Source organism: Haloferax marisrubri (assembly GCF_001469875.2).
Lineage (GTDB): Archaea > Halobacteriota > Halobacteria > Halobacteriales > Haloferacaceae > Haloferax > Haloferax marisrubri.
Window position 1 is genome coordinate 257,016 of the sequence record NZ_LOPW02000010.1, and the last position, 16,610, is coordinate 273,625.

The following is a 16,610-nucleotide window of genomic DNA, read 5'->3' on the forward strand; positions in this document are numbered from 1 at the left end:
GGCGCGCTCGCTCCGACGAATCGGCGCTCCCCCGATCGACAGATAAGGCTTCTGGCCGCCGAAATCGGGCGACTGGGGACACATCGGGGAGAGATTTGGGTGACAGTTCGGAAAATCTTCTTTTAAATATTCGTCCCCCTCTGAGACATGCGACGCACACTCGCAGTGTTGATGACACTCGTCGTGGTCGTCGGGGGCATCCCGGCGGCCGCAGCGGCACAACAGGAGACCGCGTCCGTCTCCTTCGAAAACCAAGCGACGGGCGGGACGACCGTGACCGTCGACTCCGTCACGCTCCCCGAGGGCGGCTTCGTGACGATTCACGACGCCTCCGTCACGGACGGCAACGTCCTCGGGAGCGTCGTCGGCTCGTCGATGTACCTCGACGCCGGCACGCACGAGAACGTGACCGTCCACCTCGACGAACCGGTCGGCGAGTCCGGCACGTTCGTCGCCATGCCCCACATGGACTCCGACGGCGACCGCGTCTACTCGTTCGTCGCGGCCAACGGCGAGGCGGACGGCCCGTACACGGCTGACGGCGGCGCCGTCGTCGACACCGCGATGGTCAACGCGAGCGCGACCGTCTCGATGTCCGACCAGCCCACGACCGGCGACTCGGTCGTGGTCGACCGCGTCGAACTCTCGCAGGGCGGCTTCGTGACGATTCACGACGGCACCGTCACCGAGGGCGCGGTGTTCGAGAGCATCCGCGGCACCTCGGCGTACCTGCCCGCCGGCGTCCACGAGAACGTCCGCGTCGAACTGGACGCGCCCGTGACCGAGAACACGACGCTCGTCCCGATGGCGCACATGGACACCGACGGTGACGAGATGTACACCTTCCCCGAGTCGGAAGGCGAGACCGACGGCCCGTACACGGCTGACGGCAGCGCCGTCGTCGACACCGCGATGGCCATGCCCTCCGACACCGCGAGCGTGAACTACACCGCGAAGGCCACCGGCGGCTACTCCGTCGTCGTCGACTCGGCGTACCTGCCCGAAGGCGGCTTCGTGACGGTTCACGACGGCACCGTCACCGAAGGCGCGGTGTTCGAGAGCATCCGCGGCACCTCGATGTACCTCGAACCCGGCCTGCACCACGACGTGCGAGTCACGCTCGACTCGCCGCTGAACGAGACGACCACCGTCGTCCCGATGGCGCACGTCGACTCTGACGGCGACGAGACGTACACCTTCCCCGAGTCGGAAGGCGAGGCGGACGGTCCGTACACGGCTGACGGCAGCGCCGTCGTCGACAGCGGCAACGCGACCGTCTCCGCCAGCGTCGACTACACGATGAAGTCCTCGGACGGCGCGACCGTCGTGGTCGACCGGGTCGAACTCTCGCAGGGCGGCTTCGTGACGATTCACGACCCGTCGCTGTCGGGCGGCGCGGTGTTCGATAGCGTGGTCGGCACCTCGATGTACCTGCCCGCCGGCGTCCACGAGGACGTCGAAGTCACCCTCGACGAGCCGATTCGCTCCTCGCAGGTGCTCACCCCCATGGCGCACATGGACACGAACGACAACGAGGAATACGACTTCGTGACCAGCGAGGGCGAGGCCGACGGTCCCTTCACGGCTGACGGCGGCGCGGTCGTCGCCAGCGCCCACACCTCGGTCAACGCGGTCGTGACCGCGATGGACCAGTCCGGCGACGGCACGACCGTCACCGTCGAGTCCGTCACGCTCCACGACGGCGGCTTCGTGACGGTCCACGACGCGACGGTCACCGAGGGCCAGGTCTTCGAGAGCGTCCGCGGCACCTCCGCGTACCTCGAACCCGGCACCCACGAGAACGTCGAAATCACCCTCGACGCGCCGCTCGAAGAGTCCGGCACCATCGTCCCGATGGCGCACATGGACACCAACGGCAACGAGGCCTACGACTTCGTGACCGGTGAGGGCGAAAACGACGGGCCCTACGTCGCCGCGGGCGGCGCGGTCGTCACGACGGCCGACTACACGGTCGAAGGCACGATGACCGAGACGCCGACCGAGACGATGACCGACGAACCCACGACCGAGATGACCGACGAGTCGATGGAGACGACGAGCGAGTCGTCCACCGAAGCGCCCGGCTTCGGGCTCGTCGTGGCCCTCGTCGCGCTCGTCGCGGCGGCGCTCGTCGCCGCCCGGCGTCGGTAACCCCCCGCTGACGACGCACCGGCCCACCACCACACAGAGGCACCCTTTTTCGTACGCCGCGCGGGCCAAAAGCCACCCCCGCGCGGCACGCGCCCCGCTTTGGGGTTATTTTACGCCGCCGAGCGTGAGCGCCGACTATTCCGACGAACGCATCCGCGCCGCGTAGTCCCACGTATGCAGCCGCTCGGGCCGAATCCGAATCATCACCTCGTCGCGCTCGGGCGAGAGCAATCGCTTCGCCAGTTCCGAGTCGGTGTCGCCGAGATACCGGGTGATGAGTCGCCGCAGAACGTCCTTCTCCGCGTCGGGTTCGACGGTCGCGGTGCCCCGGCCGCGGACGCCCCGGTACGGCGGGTCGTTGGTCGAGATTTCGAACGCCACGTCGTCGTGGGCGCGGAGGAACCGCACCACGTCGGCGTCGGCCGAAGTGGCACACCGGAGTTCGGTCGCCTCGGAGTCCCACTCGTACCACAGCGAGAGCATCCAGAGGTCGTCCGCCGGGGTGCGACACGAGAGCCGAACCGGGACGGTCGCGTCGGCGAGGAAGTCGTCGACGCGGTCGCGCGACCACGGGCCGGTGGGGTCGGAGGCGTCCATGGTGGTCGTTCGGGCGGGACGGGCTAAATTCGGTAGGCTCGGTGGAAGTAGAGCGGCGGAAGCGGTGACCTCGACCGCCGGTGAGTTCGCCGTGCCACCAGACATAGAAGTGTCTGGACACAACTCCCTGTGATGACGGACACAGACCTCGGTACGGCGGTAATCGTCTACGACGACCCCGACGAGGGAACCGTCGAGAAACGCGTCGAAAACGAGAACATCGCCTACTTTCAGGACCACTGGATCGTGAAACGCGACGAGGACGCCGGCGGCAACGACGTCGTCCGCCGGATTCCGATTCAGCGAGTCCACTACGTCGAGCGCTCCGTCGAGGAGTTCGAGACGGAGGTCAAGACGCTCCGAAACCAGGTCGAGTCGTTCGCGAAGAACCTGCAGTCGTCCCTCTTGGGCGGCGGTGACGACGCCGACACGCGAACGGAAGACCCCCAGCGCATCGAAGTCGAAGACGGTCGGTCGAGCGAGTAACTCCCTCCCTCTCCGCTGTTTTTCGCGTGACTCGCCGCGTGCGAAGACGCCCGGCGTCCCGTCCACCTCGGCGCGCCCGCAGAAGACAAGTTAATTGCCTATCGGGGGCCGAAAGCGGGTATGACCGATTACTTCGAGGTTCACGCCCGCGACGGCGCCGCTCGAATCGGGGAGTTGCGGCTCTCGGATTCGGTGACGACGCCGGCGGTCGTGGACGACGTGCTCGCGGACGCCGGCAGTCTCTGGGCGACCGAGCGCGAACTCCCCGACGGCTCCGACGACGTGCTGACCGTGCTCCCCCATCGCTCGCTTCCCGCCGGGAGCGCCGACGAGGTGCGCGAGTCGTTCGCCGTGGACTACCCCGACATGGATTTCCCCTCGGCGGCCGTCGTCACCGCCGACACGGCCGACGATTACGGCGCTGACGCCTACGTTCTCTCCGACGCGCAGGGCTTCGTCGGCCACGCGCGCGCCTTCCGCGACAACGTCATCGAGGCGAAGGAGAACCTGCCCGCCGACACGGCGCTCATGCTCTCGGGCGTCGCCACGCCGCGCAACGTCTCGCTTCTCGTCTACGCGGGCGTCGACCTCGTCGACGAGACGCTCGCCCGCGCCCGCGGCCTCGAAGGGTTCTACCTCACGAGCGACGGCGAGTACTTCCTCGAAGACCTCGACGAACTCCCCTGCGCCTGCGAGGCCTGCCGCAAACCAGCCTCGGAGTTCACCCGCGCCGACGCCGCCGACCACAACGCCAACGCCCTGCGCGCCGAACTCGCGCGGGTCCGCCGCCGCGTGCGCGACGGTCGGCTCCGCGACTACGTGGAGGGGCAGGCCCGCCACGACCAGTGGCTGACCGCCCTGTTCCGACGGTTCGACCAGCAGTACTCCTTCATGGAGGAACGGGTCCCCGTCATCCGCGACTCGGAACTCACCGCGGCCTCCGAGGAGTCCATCGACCGCGTGGAGATTCAGCGGTTCGCCGACCGCGTGACGAAACGCTATCGGAACCGCTTCGACAACCCGCTCGTGCTCCTGCCGTGCTCGGCGAAAAAGCCCTACAGCGAGTCCCAGAGCCACCGGCAGTTCCAGGAGGCCGTCCAGTACCGCGCGCACATGGTGTCGATGACCTCGCCCATCGGCGTCGTCCCGCAGGAACTCGAACTCACCTACCCCGCCCAGCACTACGACTCGGTCGTCACGGGCGACTGGTCGGAAGACGAGAAGTCGTTCGTCGCCGAGGTGCTTCGGCGCTATCTGGAGCGCAACGACTACCCGCGAATCATCGCGCACCTCCCGCCGGGCGCGTACACGGAAATCGTCGAGCGCGTCGCCGACGACTTGGACCTCGACGTGGAGTTCACCGTCTCCGAACACCCGACGACGACTGAGTCCATCGGGAACCTCATGCGGACGCTCGACGGCGAACCCAAGTTCACCCGCGAGGAGCGCGAGCACAACGTCGTGAAGGCGCTCGCGGACTACCAACTGGGCCCGGACGCGGGCGACGCGCTCTTTTCGGACGTGGAGTTGGAGATGACGAGCCGGTACCCCAAACTGCAGGTGTGGAACGACGCGGGCGTGCAGTTAGCGACGATGGTCCCGCAGTACGGCGTGCTCTCTTTCACCCTCGAAGGCGCGAAGGTGTGGCGCGACAGCGACGCGCCGACGAAGACGGTCGAAATCGACGGGTTCGTCCCGCACGGGTCGGTCCTCGCGCCGGGCGTCGTGGACGCCGACGCGGACATCCGTCCGGGCGACGAGGTCGTCGTCGAGGGACCGAAGGCGTTCGCCATCGGTCGCGCGGAGATGGGTGGCCGCGAACTCATCGAGTCCACGCGCGGCATCGGGGTCGAGATTCGCCACGTCGAAGAACGGTAACTCGAACCCGGTCCGAGAACCGTCACCGGTCCGACCCAAAATCGCCTGACACCTCTCGAAATCCCCTAACCATCTCTCAATCTGATACTTTTTCATCGAGGGATTAATCAGCTTTTGAACGCCGCTAAATGGGGCGTATACCCGGTTTTCTATACGACGGGTCTCGTCGGAATTATCACGTCGCTATAACTTTAAGTAGTATCCCGGACCAACGTGGTCCATGATGGCAGAACGACACGAGGGGGAACGACTGGAGTTCGACGAAGTTCCCGACGGCACGGTAGACTGGACGATCACGCAGGCGCTGTTGTCGGCGAGCGATTCGACCTCGCGTGCTTTAGAATCACACCTCATGCAGGCGCAGTACCACGGTGACGCCGGCCCCGACACGGAGGCGACGGCGCGACACATCGACGACGCGATCGACCGGCACACGCGGATTATCGAGGACTTACGCCTCGCACGCGACGCGCTCGAATACCGATAGCCGACCCGAAACCGCCGCGTTGTTGTCCCTCACCGCGCGAACCCGAGCGTACGCCCTCTCACATAAGTTGTTTATTTAACAGCGGCTACGAACAACCGTGTATGAAGTTGGCCGTCCCAACTGACTTCGACATCCTCGAGGCACTCTCTGATAGGAGGCGAAACACCGCCGTGAATCTCTCGTATATCCTCGATAAGAACCGTTCGTACATCAACACGCGACTGCCGATTCTGGCAGATTACGGTCTGTTGGCGCGAGTCGGGCCCGCGCCGAACTCCGGGCTGTACGAAATCACCGAAAAGGGACTAGTCGTCATCGACAACCGCGACCAGTACCGCACAGACGGCGTCGACTTCGACGCCCTCGTCGAGTCCGAACTCAGGGCACGGACCGACGAGACGGACACGTAACAGAGGGCGACGCGCCGCAACCGAAGGTCGGGACGGCCTTCGGAGGCACCCCGGCGTGCTGTTCCTCACGAGGAGTGGCGACGCCGTCTCGGGTCGCACGCTCGTGGCCGTCGATGCCGGACGCCCGCCCACCGAGCGCGCCGCGGTACGGTCGTCGCCGCCTTTTTGCTGTTTTGTCACCCAGTTCGAGGCATGGCTATCGAACCACTCTCGCTCGGCGTTCCGAAGCCCATCATCGACGCGCTCCCGGAGGCCGACGACACGGCGGGACAGGACATGCAACGCGCCGTCGAAGGCCTCGAAACGCGACTGAACCGCGCCATCGAGGACGCCGATACGGAATCGGAGGCCGCCGGCTACGTCGTCGACGCCCTCGAACGGCTCGAAGGCCACTACGAGCGCTACGACGAGTTCATCCCCGAACTCCGCGCGTGGGGGCAGTCGCCCATCTACGCCATCGCGTGGCGCAACCTCCAAGCGGACCTCATCCTCCAAATCGAGGAGTACGACTGGCTGAAACCGCATATCGACCGAGAACGGAACCTCCGACTGGTCGAAGATGGCATCCGATTCGGCAAGTAGCTAACACACTAGCTTTTCTGACCTGATTGTCTGACTTCTGGACTGTGATGCGTTTCTCTCCTTGATAGAACTGATTACTATATACAATACTATCTCTACAAAACATGTAGAAATTGGAACGAAATCTGTCTGTGTTCCTATTGGTTGAGTAACCATTTCTATGATTGCAAGTAAATTATATAGAGAAAATAATTGTATAAACAAATATATTTCTGGATAATTGTATTATTAGGCCCAAATGTTGGAGATATTAGATTCAATAGGTCTTCTGGACTTCGTCGAAATGATGGCACTCAGGATCTCCCTCAGCACTATCAAAATTGCTCATTTCCAACAATATTATTGGCTCGTATCCTAACACAACCCGAGAGGAAGAACCGATTTCTCAATGTCTACTCTCAGTTTCAGTACAGAATCTATCACGTCCTGGTTGTCTCTCTCGCAAGACGCGTTCTCTGGGCGACTACCGCCTCTCACGAGCAAAGCCCCATGCATTAAGTGAACCGCCTGCGAGTTCAAAACAGTACATCGTTGGGAGCAAGGTACGGTATTTCTCTTGGTCCCGCTCAGCCGCTACCGGTTCACAAACTCCCTCGTACCCATGTTCATACCCCTCGGCCCATATGGCAGACCGTGACGATGCGGAGTCGGGAGACTCCGACACCGAGATACAGGACTCGCCGTCGTTATCCGACCTCGCGGACCGCGTCGAAAACGGGACGCAGACAGCCGATGAATCGGGAGGCACCGCCTCGGCCGCGGGAGACGACGACCCGACGACCGACCGACCGTCGTCGACGCTCTCCGACCTCGCGGCGTCGATTCGGCGAAAACAGGGCTCGTCGGCATCGCCGCCGGACGACGAGGCCTCCGAGTGGGACCTCGTCGGCGACCGTCCGGACGCGCCGTTCGACGAAGCGCATTTCGACGAGAAGGCGGCGGCGGTGTTCGACCTCGTTGCCGAGCAGTCCAACATCCTCATCGTCGGCCCGGCGGAGACCGCGACGGAGTACAGCCTCTGTACGAAGCTCATGACCGGCGACTCGGGGTCCGCAAACCAACTTCTCGTCTCCGTCGAGACGACGCCGGAAGAACAGCTCAACATCCTCAACAACTACCGCGTCGGGAGCGTCGAAAACCAGACGCTCATCAGCGTCCAATCGTACGACGCGTCCGGCTCGGTAGACGCCGCCGACCTCCCGATAACCATCAAGAACGTCACGAAGGCGACCGACCTGCGCCGCATCGGCCTCCTCATCACGAAATCGCTGAACGAGTGGGGCGAGTCGCCGGTCCAATCGACGCTCTGTGTCCACTCGCTTTCGAACCTCATCGCCGCGGTGGACAACGACCAGCGCGTCTTTCGGTTCCTCCACATCCTCACGAACCGCATCGACTCGGCGGGCGCTCGCGCACACTACCACGTCGACCCGGCGCGACACGACGACCAGACGCTCCGCACCTTCAAGTCGCTTTTCGACACCACGATACAGTTCGACGCCGACGGCTCGCTGTCGCTCGCGTGAGGCGGCCGAGGCGTCTCACCGCGTGTCGTCGTGTTCGTTCTGTTCGTTCCACTCGAACGAACTCTCACCGGTGTCTATCGCCGTTTCAGGGTCGATAGCTCCCGTCGCGTCCGGCGTTTCGCCGCCGGCGTCGGTCGCCCCGTCGTCGCCGGCAGATACCGAGTCGAACGAGTCGATTATCTCGTTGACCGCCGCTCGGCTCTGACTCATCGAGCGGTCGGACGTTCCGGGCGCGCCGCGCTTCGACTCGGGCGGTTGGCCGTCGGTGTCTGCGGAGTCCCGCGCGGTGTCGCGGTCGCTTGCCGCGTCGCGGCCGCTCGCTCTCTCGGGTCGCCCGGTCGCCTCGCCCCCACGCCGCGTGCCCCCGTCGCTACTCGCCACCGTCACGGTGTAGTCGGTGAGTACGAGCCACTTGGTCTCTTTTTCGACCCCGTGTAGCGGGCGCTGACAGTTCGGGCACTCCGGGCTGGTGAGGAGCGTGAGGTCTATCGTCTCCCCGCAGTGTTCGCAGTCGCCCTCGTGGGTATCGGCCTCCTTGGCGGCCTGCTTCACTCGGCGTAACTGCTCGCGTTCGGCCCGTATCTCGCGTATCTCGGCCCCGTACTGCGTCTCGATTTCCTTGAGTTTCGTCTCGACGCGGTCGTCGGTCTCGACCAGGTGTTCGAGAATCGTCTGGAGGTTCTCGAACTCGTCGTCGAACCGCGCGTCGAGCGTCCGATGTCGCTCGCGGAGCGTCGATTCGACCGCGTCGAGTTCGTCCGGCAGGTCTTCGACCTCGTCGAGCGCGGCTTCGAGTTCGTCCAGCCGCGTCGTGAGCGCCTGTACCGACTGTTCGAGGCGCGCCCGCCGCTGTGCTTCCGTCTCGACCTTCGTTTGGAGTCCCTCGATGAGTTCGAGGACTTCGGTCAGTTCGTCGTCACTCACGGGCTTGTTCGCTTCCGTATCGTCTCTCGGCGGTGGGGTTTCACCCTCCGCCTCGCTGGGTATCTCGTTGGAGGTGCGGCGGTCCCGCCCGACGAGTTCCGCAATCTCGTTGAGTTGCCAGTGCGACGCGAGCAACTCCTCGAACACCTGTTCACGCGACTTCCCGGTTTCGCGCACCCGCTGGTCGAGCCAGGCTTCGAACGACGACAGAATGTCGTCTGCTCGGTCGTTGTCGACGGGGTCGGAGACCATGTACTGTACCGCCTCGGAAAACATATCGGTCGCTAGGACAAAAGTTTTCTTGCGCCTCGGACTATCCCACCGTATGTACGTCCCGCGAGTGTCGCGTCCGCCGTCAGATAATGGCATTTGACGACCGCCTCGAGCTGTTCGTCACGCAGCAGGCTCGGGTGCTGGTCGCCGTGCTCGCCATCGCGGGCGTCGCGTGTCTGGTCGCCGCCGGCTACGTCTTTCTCACGCCGACGACGCAGACCGTGACCGAGGAGACGAACGTGCAGTCGGTCGAGACCGGCGTCGACACGCGGGCGGTCGTCACCCAGAACACGACGCTCTACGAGCGCGGGTCGACGCTGGAGAACCGCTCCGTCTACTTCATGACGATTTCGCCCGACGTGTCGTTCCGCGTCCACACCGACGTTCCAGCGAATCAATCGGTCAACGTCACACAGCGATTGGTCCTTCGCACCGTCGGCGTCCGAGACGGCACGCCGTTCTACGAGAACGAGACCGTCCTCCTCGACGAACAGACGGTCGTCGCCGACGGAACCGCCGTCAGCGCGCCCTCGCTCAACGTCTCCACGCTCGACCGCGACCTCCAGCAAAAGCGGACCGAGACCGGCGGCGTCGGGCAGTTCAGGACGAGCCTCAACCTCACGGTGACGTACCAGACGGGGTCGTACAGCGGCACGCTCGAAGCGAGCACGCCGCTCGTGTTCTCCGGGCGGGCCTACTACCTCGAACGGTCGCTGGCCGACGACCGGCGTCACTCGACCACCGTCGCGCGGAGCGTGACGCGACCGCCGCGCCCCGTCGAGTACGGCGGCCTCGCCGCGGCCGCGCTGGTGCTGTTCGGACTCGCCGGCCTCGTCATCCGCACCGAGTACCGCAGCGACCCCGAGGAACTCCGCACGAGAATCTCGCACAGCCGCCACGAGGAGTGGATTTCCCGCGGGGAGTTCCCGACCGACGCCAACAAGCCGTACATCTCGATTCTCACCCTCGAAGACCTCGTCGACGTGGCCATCGACACGAACCGGCGCGTCATCTTCGACCCCGAAATCGAGACGTACGCCGTCATCGACAGCAGCGAGATATACTACTACTCGCTCGACGAGACCAACACGCACGCGTGGCTCAACCTCTGAGCCGGACCGGGCTCAACCTCTGAGCCGGACCGGGCAAAAACAGCGCGCCCTACGGCGGTCGTTCGAGGTTCTCGAACTGATAGCGGCGGTTCGTCACGGTGTGGTACGCCGCCGAGAGGCCGAACGCCGCGACGATGACGGTCGGGTAGGCGAGAAGCGGAATCGTCCCCGTCGGCAACACGTCGACCCACAGCGCCACCATGATGAGTCCCGACAGCGCCGAGAGGCCGAGGTAGTACACGCCCCACGGAACCGAGTTCTCGGGGACGATATCCATGTAGATGTCGAGGCGCTCCATGCGCTCCGTGAGTTCGACTTCGCCCCGGTCGTAGCGGAGGACGCCGGCCTGTTCGAGCCGCGGCAGATGCGTCTGCTGGAGTGACGTGTAGACGGTCTTTCGCTCGGCGGAGGTCAGGTCCGGAATCTCCTTGTCCTGTTCCCACGCCGCGACCTGCTCTGCGAGGTCGGAGAGTTGGACCGCGCCGTCGGCCCGCTTGCAGTAGTGGAGGGTGTATCGCCGGCGGTGGTTGCTCATCAGGTCGAAAATCTCGTCGCGCGTCAGCGCGTCGTCGTCCTTGCCGCCGTCGTCGGCCTCCGAGGCTGACGCGCGGCCGAGCAACCCACCGGCACCGCTGGGACTCATCTATCGACCGTCGATACTGCGCCGCTACACATAGTTCCTCTGCTGTCAGCGGCCACACAGATACCGCCTCGCGCGACGCACCAACGGCTCATGCCCGATTAGTCGCCGGAGTCCGACGACTCCCGCTCGACGTGAATCCGTAGCGTGGCGCTGTACGTCTCGGGGTCCGGGAGGTCCTCCAGCGTGCTCGGCCCAGTCCATGGGATGAGATTGAGTTGGAGACCGAACGGGACCGACTCGCCCGGCCCGAGGACTCCTTCCGACCCCGATACCGCCGGACTCACGTCGAGGAGGTCGTCTCCGTCCGATCCCGGGGCGAGCGCCTCGTCGCCGGCGGTGACTTGGAGTGCCGCCTCGACGTCTTCGAGCGTCGAGTCCGAAAGCGAGTCGCTCGTCACGTCGAACTCGAAGTAGACGCCGTCGAGGTCGGTCTCGCTGACGTTGGTGAGGCGGACGATATCCTCGAAACGCGTGATGGCGCGCTTGTTGACGCCGTTTTTGTCGCCGCCGGGCGTGAGTCGCGTCACGTACCCCGAGGCGTCCGTCTCGACGTGAATCGGCGGGTCGTTCGCCGCCGTGAGAGAGAGATAGTCGGGTGCGACGATGCGAAAACTCGCACCCGACGTGGACTGGGTCGTCGTCGTGGCGCTCACGCCGAGGACGCCGCCGACGATGAAGAAATTGCTGAGAACGAAGAGGGTCTGGCGGCGTGTGGGCATGGGGCTGCTGTATCGTGTTCTCCCGAAGCGCTACGCGCTCGGGTCGGTCTGTGTCGCGACCGCGGTCACTTCGTCAATGAGCGTGATGCTCTTGCTGGTACTCTCACTGTTGTCCCTGAAGTCGCCAGGTGAGAGGGCGTCTTTGATATTCTTCGCCGTCGTATCTACGGCGAGTTCGACAGATTCGGTCCCGGCGTCCGCGGGTACTGTGACGTAGTTCGCCGGCTCGGTGGAATCGGACGACGTGCCAGTTGAAACGGTGGTTGAGTCGCCGTGCTTGAACTGGAAGGCGGTGTACGCCTCTTGTTTCGTGATGCTGCCGTCGGTGACAGCTGTACCAAGTTCGGTGAACTCGAAGCCGACGTAGTAGTCGTCGCTAGTGTTGTTGTTCGTGATGTCCAGAATGTTCCCGAGATTCTTGTCTTGGTCCGCTTCCACGGCGACCTGAATCTCTACCATGTCGCCGTCGAGTGTGCTTGACCGCTCGATGACGTGGACTTTGGGAAGGTCGTCCGGTTCGAGGGTTTCGAAGTCGATACCACCGTCGGTATTCCCGTCTTCGAACACGGAAACGTTCTGCCCTGGGCTGGACGGAACGTCAATCGAGATATTCGCCCCCGGCGAGACAACGCGGAAGCTTCCGTCGCTGTTCGACGAGAGCACTTCGGTCGCGCCCGTCCCGAGGACCGTCCCGGTTCCGACTGCGAGCGTTCCAATCGCGGTGATGACGTTGCGTCGTTTCATAGATTAGTTGCTAGATTCGTTAGCGACGATAGTCAGACGCGGAGTATTGTCGCTGCTATTGGTGTCGAATGTAGCGCTACTGTTAGTGAAGTCCTCCATATCTGACGACATCGTGTTAACAGTCACATCGACTCCCGTGGTGGATCCAGAACCGACTGATTGACTGCCCACGGTGAACGTGACGAGAGCGACGTTCTGACTATCCTGGCTGGTATCTTGAATGAGCATCGTCGTGTTCTTGTTCGCTGACGGCGAGGAATCAGGTGCTACCGTAGAGACTCCGACTGTGATATCTTGGTTTTCCGCGGAGTTATTTCCGATAGTGAGTACGTTGCTGAGTGTCGTGACTGCCTCTTGATTGAAGCCGCTACCAGCGCTATCTGTGGCGTCTGAACCGGTCGTGCCTAGGTCGATTGTCAGCGTCCCATCACTACTATCATTGGTCACGTATTCGCCGTCACCAGTAATGGACAGGAACGCGCTTCCGTCACCAGCAGTACTCACACTCACTTCACGCGCCGCACTCACGGTCGTAAACGCGCCCGTTCCGACGAGTGCGCCGCCGCCGCCGACGAGTGCTCCGAGTCCGATCAAGATGTTACGTCTGTTGATTGCCATGGTTGTGTTCTCCCTGACACAGGTGACTGCGTCGTTATCTCTCCCAACAGAGCCTACCCACTTTGTATTCCGGTGCTTGAACGAATCCTCGGTCGCCGTTCCGTTCGACAAGCCCGGCTTTCTCCCCGGCGACACCCGTTCAAGCCCACCTTTCGGGGCGCATATTCGGCGTTCAAGCGAGGATTTAAGACCGCGAAATCAGCTCGCAGTCTGTCGATTTTCGTTCGAACTTGACGCTCGTGGTGTTCTCTTTCACGTCTCTTGGTAACACGATTCTCGAACCATGGCACCATTGGACACGACATACTAGCACATCGAAAGCGATGGTCTCTCACGTCGTGATGCGTGACGGACTTCGCCAACTCCCGCGCGCCCGTTCTCCGGGTCCCCGAACGGGTGGAGAGACGGCGATAGGTAATTACGGATTCACGCGTAGTGTTTCACACACGCCGTGAAACTCAGCGACGTCCTCGAATACGCGGTGCTCGGATTCGTCGTCATCGCCGTCGTCGCGCTCCTGTTCGGGCAGGCGCTCGGCCAGCCGGTGCTCCTCGGCTACGTCGAGACGGGGAGCATGTCGCCGACGATGGAGCCCGGTGACGGCTTCATCGCGGTGCCGTCGGTCCTTCTCGAAGACCCCGAACCCGGCGACGTGGTCGTGTTCAACGCGCGCGAACTCCACGGCGGCGGGCTGACGACCCACCGGGTGGTCAGGTGGACCGAAGAGGGGTACATCACGCGCGGCGACGCCAACCCCTTCACCGACCAAGAGAGCGTCGAGCCGCCGGTCAAGCGGTCCCAAATCGTCGCCGAGGCGCTCCAGGTGAACGGGAACGTCGTCGTCATCCCGCAACTCGGTGCCGTCGTGGGGGCGGTAAACGGCCTCGCAACCGGCGCGTTCGACCTTCTCGGGAGCCTCCCGGGCTTCGAGAGCGCCGCCGACGGAGAGCCGTCGCCGATGTTCCTCGTCGCCATCGGCGGGATTCTCATCGCGTTGAGCCTCGTGTTCGACGGCTCCGGCGGCGGCCGAAAACAGAGTTCACACAGCCGCCGTCGCCCGGACTACTACACGAGCGGCGTCGTCCTCTTCCTACTCGTCGTCATCGTCGTGACGCCCGCGACGCTGAGCATGGTCCTCGGGTCGGGGCCGACCGAACTGACCATCGTGAGTTCCGAATCGCCGAACGAGAACGCGCTCGTCGTCGGCGTCGGCGAGACGGCGACCGTCGATTACCGCCTGACGAACAACGGGTACGTCCCGGTCATCACCGTTCTCGAATCGCGCGACCCGGGCGTCTCGTTCGGGCAGTCGGTGTTTATGGTCCCCGGAAAGGGGTCGCGGAACACGACGCTCACTATCCAAGCGCCGGACCAGACTGGCGCGTACGACCGCGAGATACGCGAGCAACTGTACGTCCCCGCGCTCCCGCAGACGGTCATCCTCGGGTTGCACGAGATTCATCCGCTCCTCGCAATCGCGGCTATCGACGCCGTGTTGGCGTTCGTGACGCTCCTCGTGAGCGTCGTCGCGCTCGGCCTCGGTCCGATTCGGCTGCGCTCGACGGGTCGGAACGTCTCGCTCGTCGAGCAGTTCAGACGACGGTATCTGTGACCCAGGACGCGGGCGTTCTCCGGCGTCCGTGCGCCTGACTTCGACTACCCGCGAACCGCTCCGGCGCTCGGCGTCCCCGCGACTTCCGCGCCGCCGGGGTCGTAGTCGAGGGTGTCGTCCCGGTCTTCGACTTCGAGGCCGTCGACCGAGAGCGTCGCCGACGCGTCGCCGAGTTCGACGGTGAGTTCGGCGTTCGTGGTTCGCAGGCTCGCGTCGCGGAGGAACACGTCGCCGGCGGCCGAAAGCGACACGTCCGCGTTCGTCGTCTCGAAGACGCTGTCGTTCGCGCGGAGTTCGTCCGCGGACTCGACGACGAGCTGTGCGTTCTTCGTCTTGACTGTCGCACCGTCGAGCGTCACGTCGCCGACCCCTGACTGGAGGTCGATTTGAGCGTTCTTCGTCTCGATGGACGCGCCCGCGGCACCGACGCGCTCGCCGGTGAGTCGAATCCGTTTTTCGCCGTGGACCGTCGCGTTCTCGACGTCGAGGTGGCCGTCGTCGGCGTCGAGCGAAATCTGTCCGTTGACGACCGTAATCGAGGCGTTCCGCGCCGACACCGTCTCCCCGCTCACCTCGATGTCGCGGTTCCGGTTCTGGAGGCTCGCGTCGCGGATGTCCACGGCGCCGTCGTCGGCCGCGAGGTCGATTTTCCCGTTTCGCGCGCTGACGCTCGCGCCGCGGGCCCGAATCGACTCGCCCGAGACCGTGACCTTGCCGTTCCGGTTGTCCAGCGTCGCTCCCGTGACGTTCACGGGGCCGTCGTCGGCCGCGAGGTCGATTTCGTCGTTCGTGTTTCGGATGGTCGCGCTCCCGGCCTGAACCGTCTCCCCGGTCAGTTCGACCTTGTCGTTTTTCCCGCGAACCGTGCTCTCGCGCACGTCGAGCGTCCCGTCGTCGGCCGCGAGTTCGATCTTCCCGTTCTTCGCGTCTATGGTCGACCGACGGAGCGTTATCGACTCGCCCGAGACCGTGACCTCGCCCCAGTCGGAGACGACGGTGACGTCGGTGAACTCGACGCTCGTCTCCGCGTCGATATCGACCGAATCACCGCTCGTGAACGTCGTGTGCCTGACGACGACGCGCTTGGCCGAGATATCGATAGCGCGCCAACTGTTGTCGATGGTTCTGTTGTCGGTCCCGACGACGAGCACCGCGTCGTCGTCGTCGAACGTCACGACTTCCTGCTCGCTCAGGACGCGCTCGCCGTCGTCGTAGGCGATGTCCTCGTCGGTGTCGACGTACGCGACTCCGTTCGACGGGACCGAGGGGTCGCCGTCGCCACCGCCATCGCCGCCGTCACCGCCATCACCACCATCGTTGCCGCCGCCGTTGCCGGGATTGCCACCGCCGTTCCCGGGGTTGCCGCCGTTCCCGGCTGTGCAGTCGTAATCGACCCGCGCTTCGAGCGTCGCCCCGGAGATGGAGACGCCGTCCGCCTGCGCCGAGTCGACTTCGACGACGAGCGTGGCCACGCCGCTTCCGGCGTTCGGCCGCTGGCAGTAGGCCGTGAGCTGGTGTTCGCCGCCCCGTCCGAGCGTCGGCGACCCCCCGGACTGTGCGAGTGAGAGGGCGTTCGTGTCCAAGCGGGCGCTGTAATCGACCGTCACGTCGGCGTCGAGGTTGTTCACGATTGCGCCGACCGCCACGGCGTTGCCGCGGCCGGGGCTCGTCACGACCTCGCCGGTCGGTTCGAGCGCGACGAGGGCCCGGTCGTCGGCGGCGACGGAGACATCGACCGGCCGCTGTCCGGAGACCGAGCTAAAACTGCCCGTCGGAACCGCGGCGAGCGTGACGCCGAGTACCGCGATGAGTATCCCGGCGTACCACAGGTTCTGATTCATGTGACGG

At 64.3% G+C, this 16,610-nt stretch carries 16 protein-coding genes; 9 read left to right on the forward strand and 7 right to left on the reverse strand.

Annotation, left to right across the window (positions count from 1 at the left end):
- The first annotated feature begins 171 nt into the window (after window positions 1-171).
- Entirely contained in the window at window positions 172-2,151 is a 1,980-nt protein-coding gene (locus AUR65_RS08495) for a DUF7282 domain-containing protein (RefSeq protein WP_199180593.1), read from the forward strand.
- A gap of 135 nt (window positions 2,152-2,286) precedes the next feature.
- Here the strand turns inward: AUR65_RS08495 and AUR65_RS08500 are convergent, their stop codons facing one another.
- The gene (locus tag AUR65_RS08500) at window positions 2,287-2,748 is read right to left on the reverse strand and encodes a pyridoxamine 5'-phosphate oxidase family protein (protein WP_058566429.1); all 462 of its coding nucleotides are present in this window, start codon (window positions 2,746-2,748) and stop codon (window positions 2,287-2,289) included.
- Window positions 2,749-2,880: 132 nt separating this feature from the next.
- Here AUR65_RS08500 and AUR65_RS08505 point away from each other — a divergent pair, with 132 nt between their 5' ends.
- The 6 genes from AUR65_RS08505 (at window position 2,881) to AUR65_RS08530 (ending at window position 8,117) form a co-directional block, all read left to right on the forward strand.
- Window positions 2,881-3,234, forward strand: coding sequence for a hypothetical protein (locus AUR65_RS08505; RefSeq protein WP_058566430.1), 354 nt, complete (start codon window positions 2,881-2,883; stop codon window positions 3,232-3,234).
- A 120-nt stretch (window positions 3,235-3,354) separates the two neighbouring features.
- A complete protein-coding gene (gene arcS / locus AUR65_RS08510; RefSeq protein ID WP_058566431.1) occupies window positions 3,355-5,112 on the forward strand; it encodes an archaeosine synthase in 1,758 nt (585 codons plus the stop codon).
- Window positions 5,113-5,332: 220 nt separating this feature from the next.
- The gene (locus AUR65_RS08515) at window positions 5,333-5,599 is read left to right on the forward strand and encodes a hypothetical protein (RefSeq protein ID WP_058566432.1); all 267 of its coding nucleotides are present in this window, start codon (window positions 5,333-5,335) and stop codon (window positions 5,597-5,599) included.
- Between the two features lie 101 nt (window positions 5,600-5,700).
- Complete coding sequence (locus AUR65_RS08520; RefSeq protein ID WP_058566433.1) at window positions 5,701-6,009, forward strand: hypothetical protein; 309 nt, start codon at window positions 5,701-5,703, stop codon at window positions 6,007-6,009.
- Window positions 6,010-6,201: 192 nt separating this feature from the next.
- Window positions 6,202-6,591, forward strand: coding sequence for a hypothetical protein (locus tag AUR65_RS08525; RefSeq protein ID WP_058566434.1), 390 nt, complete (start codon window positions 6,202-6,204; stop codon window positions 6,589-6,591).
- 623 nt (window positions 6,592-7,214) lie between these two features.
- Entirely contained in the window at window positions 7,215-8,117 is a 903-nt protein-coding gene (locus AUR65_RS08530; RefSeq protein WP_058566435.1) for a DUF7504 family protein, read from the forward strand.
- Between the two features lie 15 nt (window positions 8,118-8,132).
- Here the strand turns inward: AUR65_RS08530 and AUR65_RS08535 are convergent, their stop codons facing one another.
- The gene (locus tag AUR65_RS08535) at window positions 8,133-9,317 is read right to left on the reverse strand and encodes an AAA family ATPase (protein ID WP_233194335.1); all 1,185 of its coding nucleotides are present in this window, start codon (window positions 9,315-9,317) and stop codon (window positions 8,133-8,135) included.
- Between the two features lie 86 nt (window positions 9,318-9,403).
- Between AUR65_RS08535 and AUR65_RS08540 the strand changes: the two genes are divergently transcribed.
- Window positions 9,404-10,426 carry a DUF5305 domain-containing protein gene (locus AUR65_RS08540; RefSeq protein WP_058566436.1) on the forward strand — a complete coding sequence of 341 codons (1,023 nt, stop codon included), beginning with the start codon at window positions 9,404-9,406 and terminating at the stop codon, window positions 10,424-10,426.
- Window positions 10,427-10,475: 49 nt separating this feature from the next.
- On the opposite strand, the gene AUR65_RS08545 is transcribed toward AUR65_RS08540, so the two are convergent.
- The 4 genes from AUR65_RS08545 to AUR65_RS08560 all read right to left on the reverse strand — a co-directional run bounded on the left by AUR65_RS08545 (window position 10,476) and on the right by AUR65_RS08560 (window position 13,150).
- Window positions 10,476-11,069, reverse strand: a complete 594-nt coding sequence (locus AUR65_RS08545; RefSeq protein WP_058566437.1) for a DUF7344 domain-containing protein — start codon at window positions 11,067-11,069, stop codon at window positions 10,476-10,478.
- A gap of 98 nt (window positions 11,070-11,167) precedes the next feature.
- Window positions 11,168-11,788 (reverse strand): hypothetical protein, encoded by a 621-nt coding sequence (locus AUR65_RS08550; RefSeq protein WP_058566438.1) that lies wholly within the window; start codon window positions 11,786-11,788, stop codon window positions 11,168-11,170.
- Between the two features lie 30 nt (window positions 11,789-11,818).
- Window positions 11,819-12,451, reverse strand: a complete 633-nt coding sequence (locus tag AUR65_RS08555; RefSeq protein ID WP_233194336.1) for a hypothetical protein — start codon at window positions 12,449-12,451, stop codon at window positions 11,819-11,821.
- Window positions 12,452-12,535: 84 nt separating this feature from the next.
- On the reverse strand, window positions 12,536-13,150 hold the full coding sequence (locus AUR65_RS08560) for a hypothetical protein (protein WP_084816394.1): 615 nt from the start codon (window positions 13,148-13,150) through the stop codon (window positions 12,536-12,538).
- Window positions 13,151-13,601: 451 nt separating this feature from the next.
- Here AUR65_RS08560 and AUR65_RS08565 point away from each other — a divergent pair, with 451 nt between their 5' ends.
- Entirely contained in the window at window positions 13,602-14,762 is a 1,161-nt protein-coding gene (locus AUR65_RS08565) for a signal peptidase I (RefSeq protein WP_058566440.1), read from the forward strand.
- Between the two features lie 44 nt (window positions 14,763-14,806).
- On the opposite strand, the gene AUR65_RS08570 is transcribed toward AUR65_RS08565, so the two are convergent.
- Complete coding sequence (locus AUR65_RS08570) at window positions 14,807-16,603, reverse strand: DUF4097 family beta strand repeat-containing protein (RefSeq protein ID WP_058566441.1); 1,797 nt, start codon at window positions 16,601-16,603, stop codon at window positions 14,807-14,809.
- Between the last annotated feature and the right edge of the window lie 7 nt (window positions 16,604-16,610).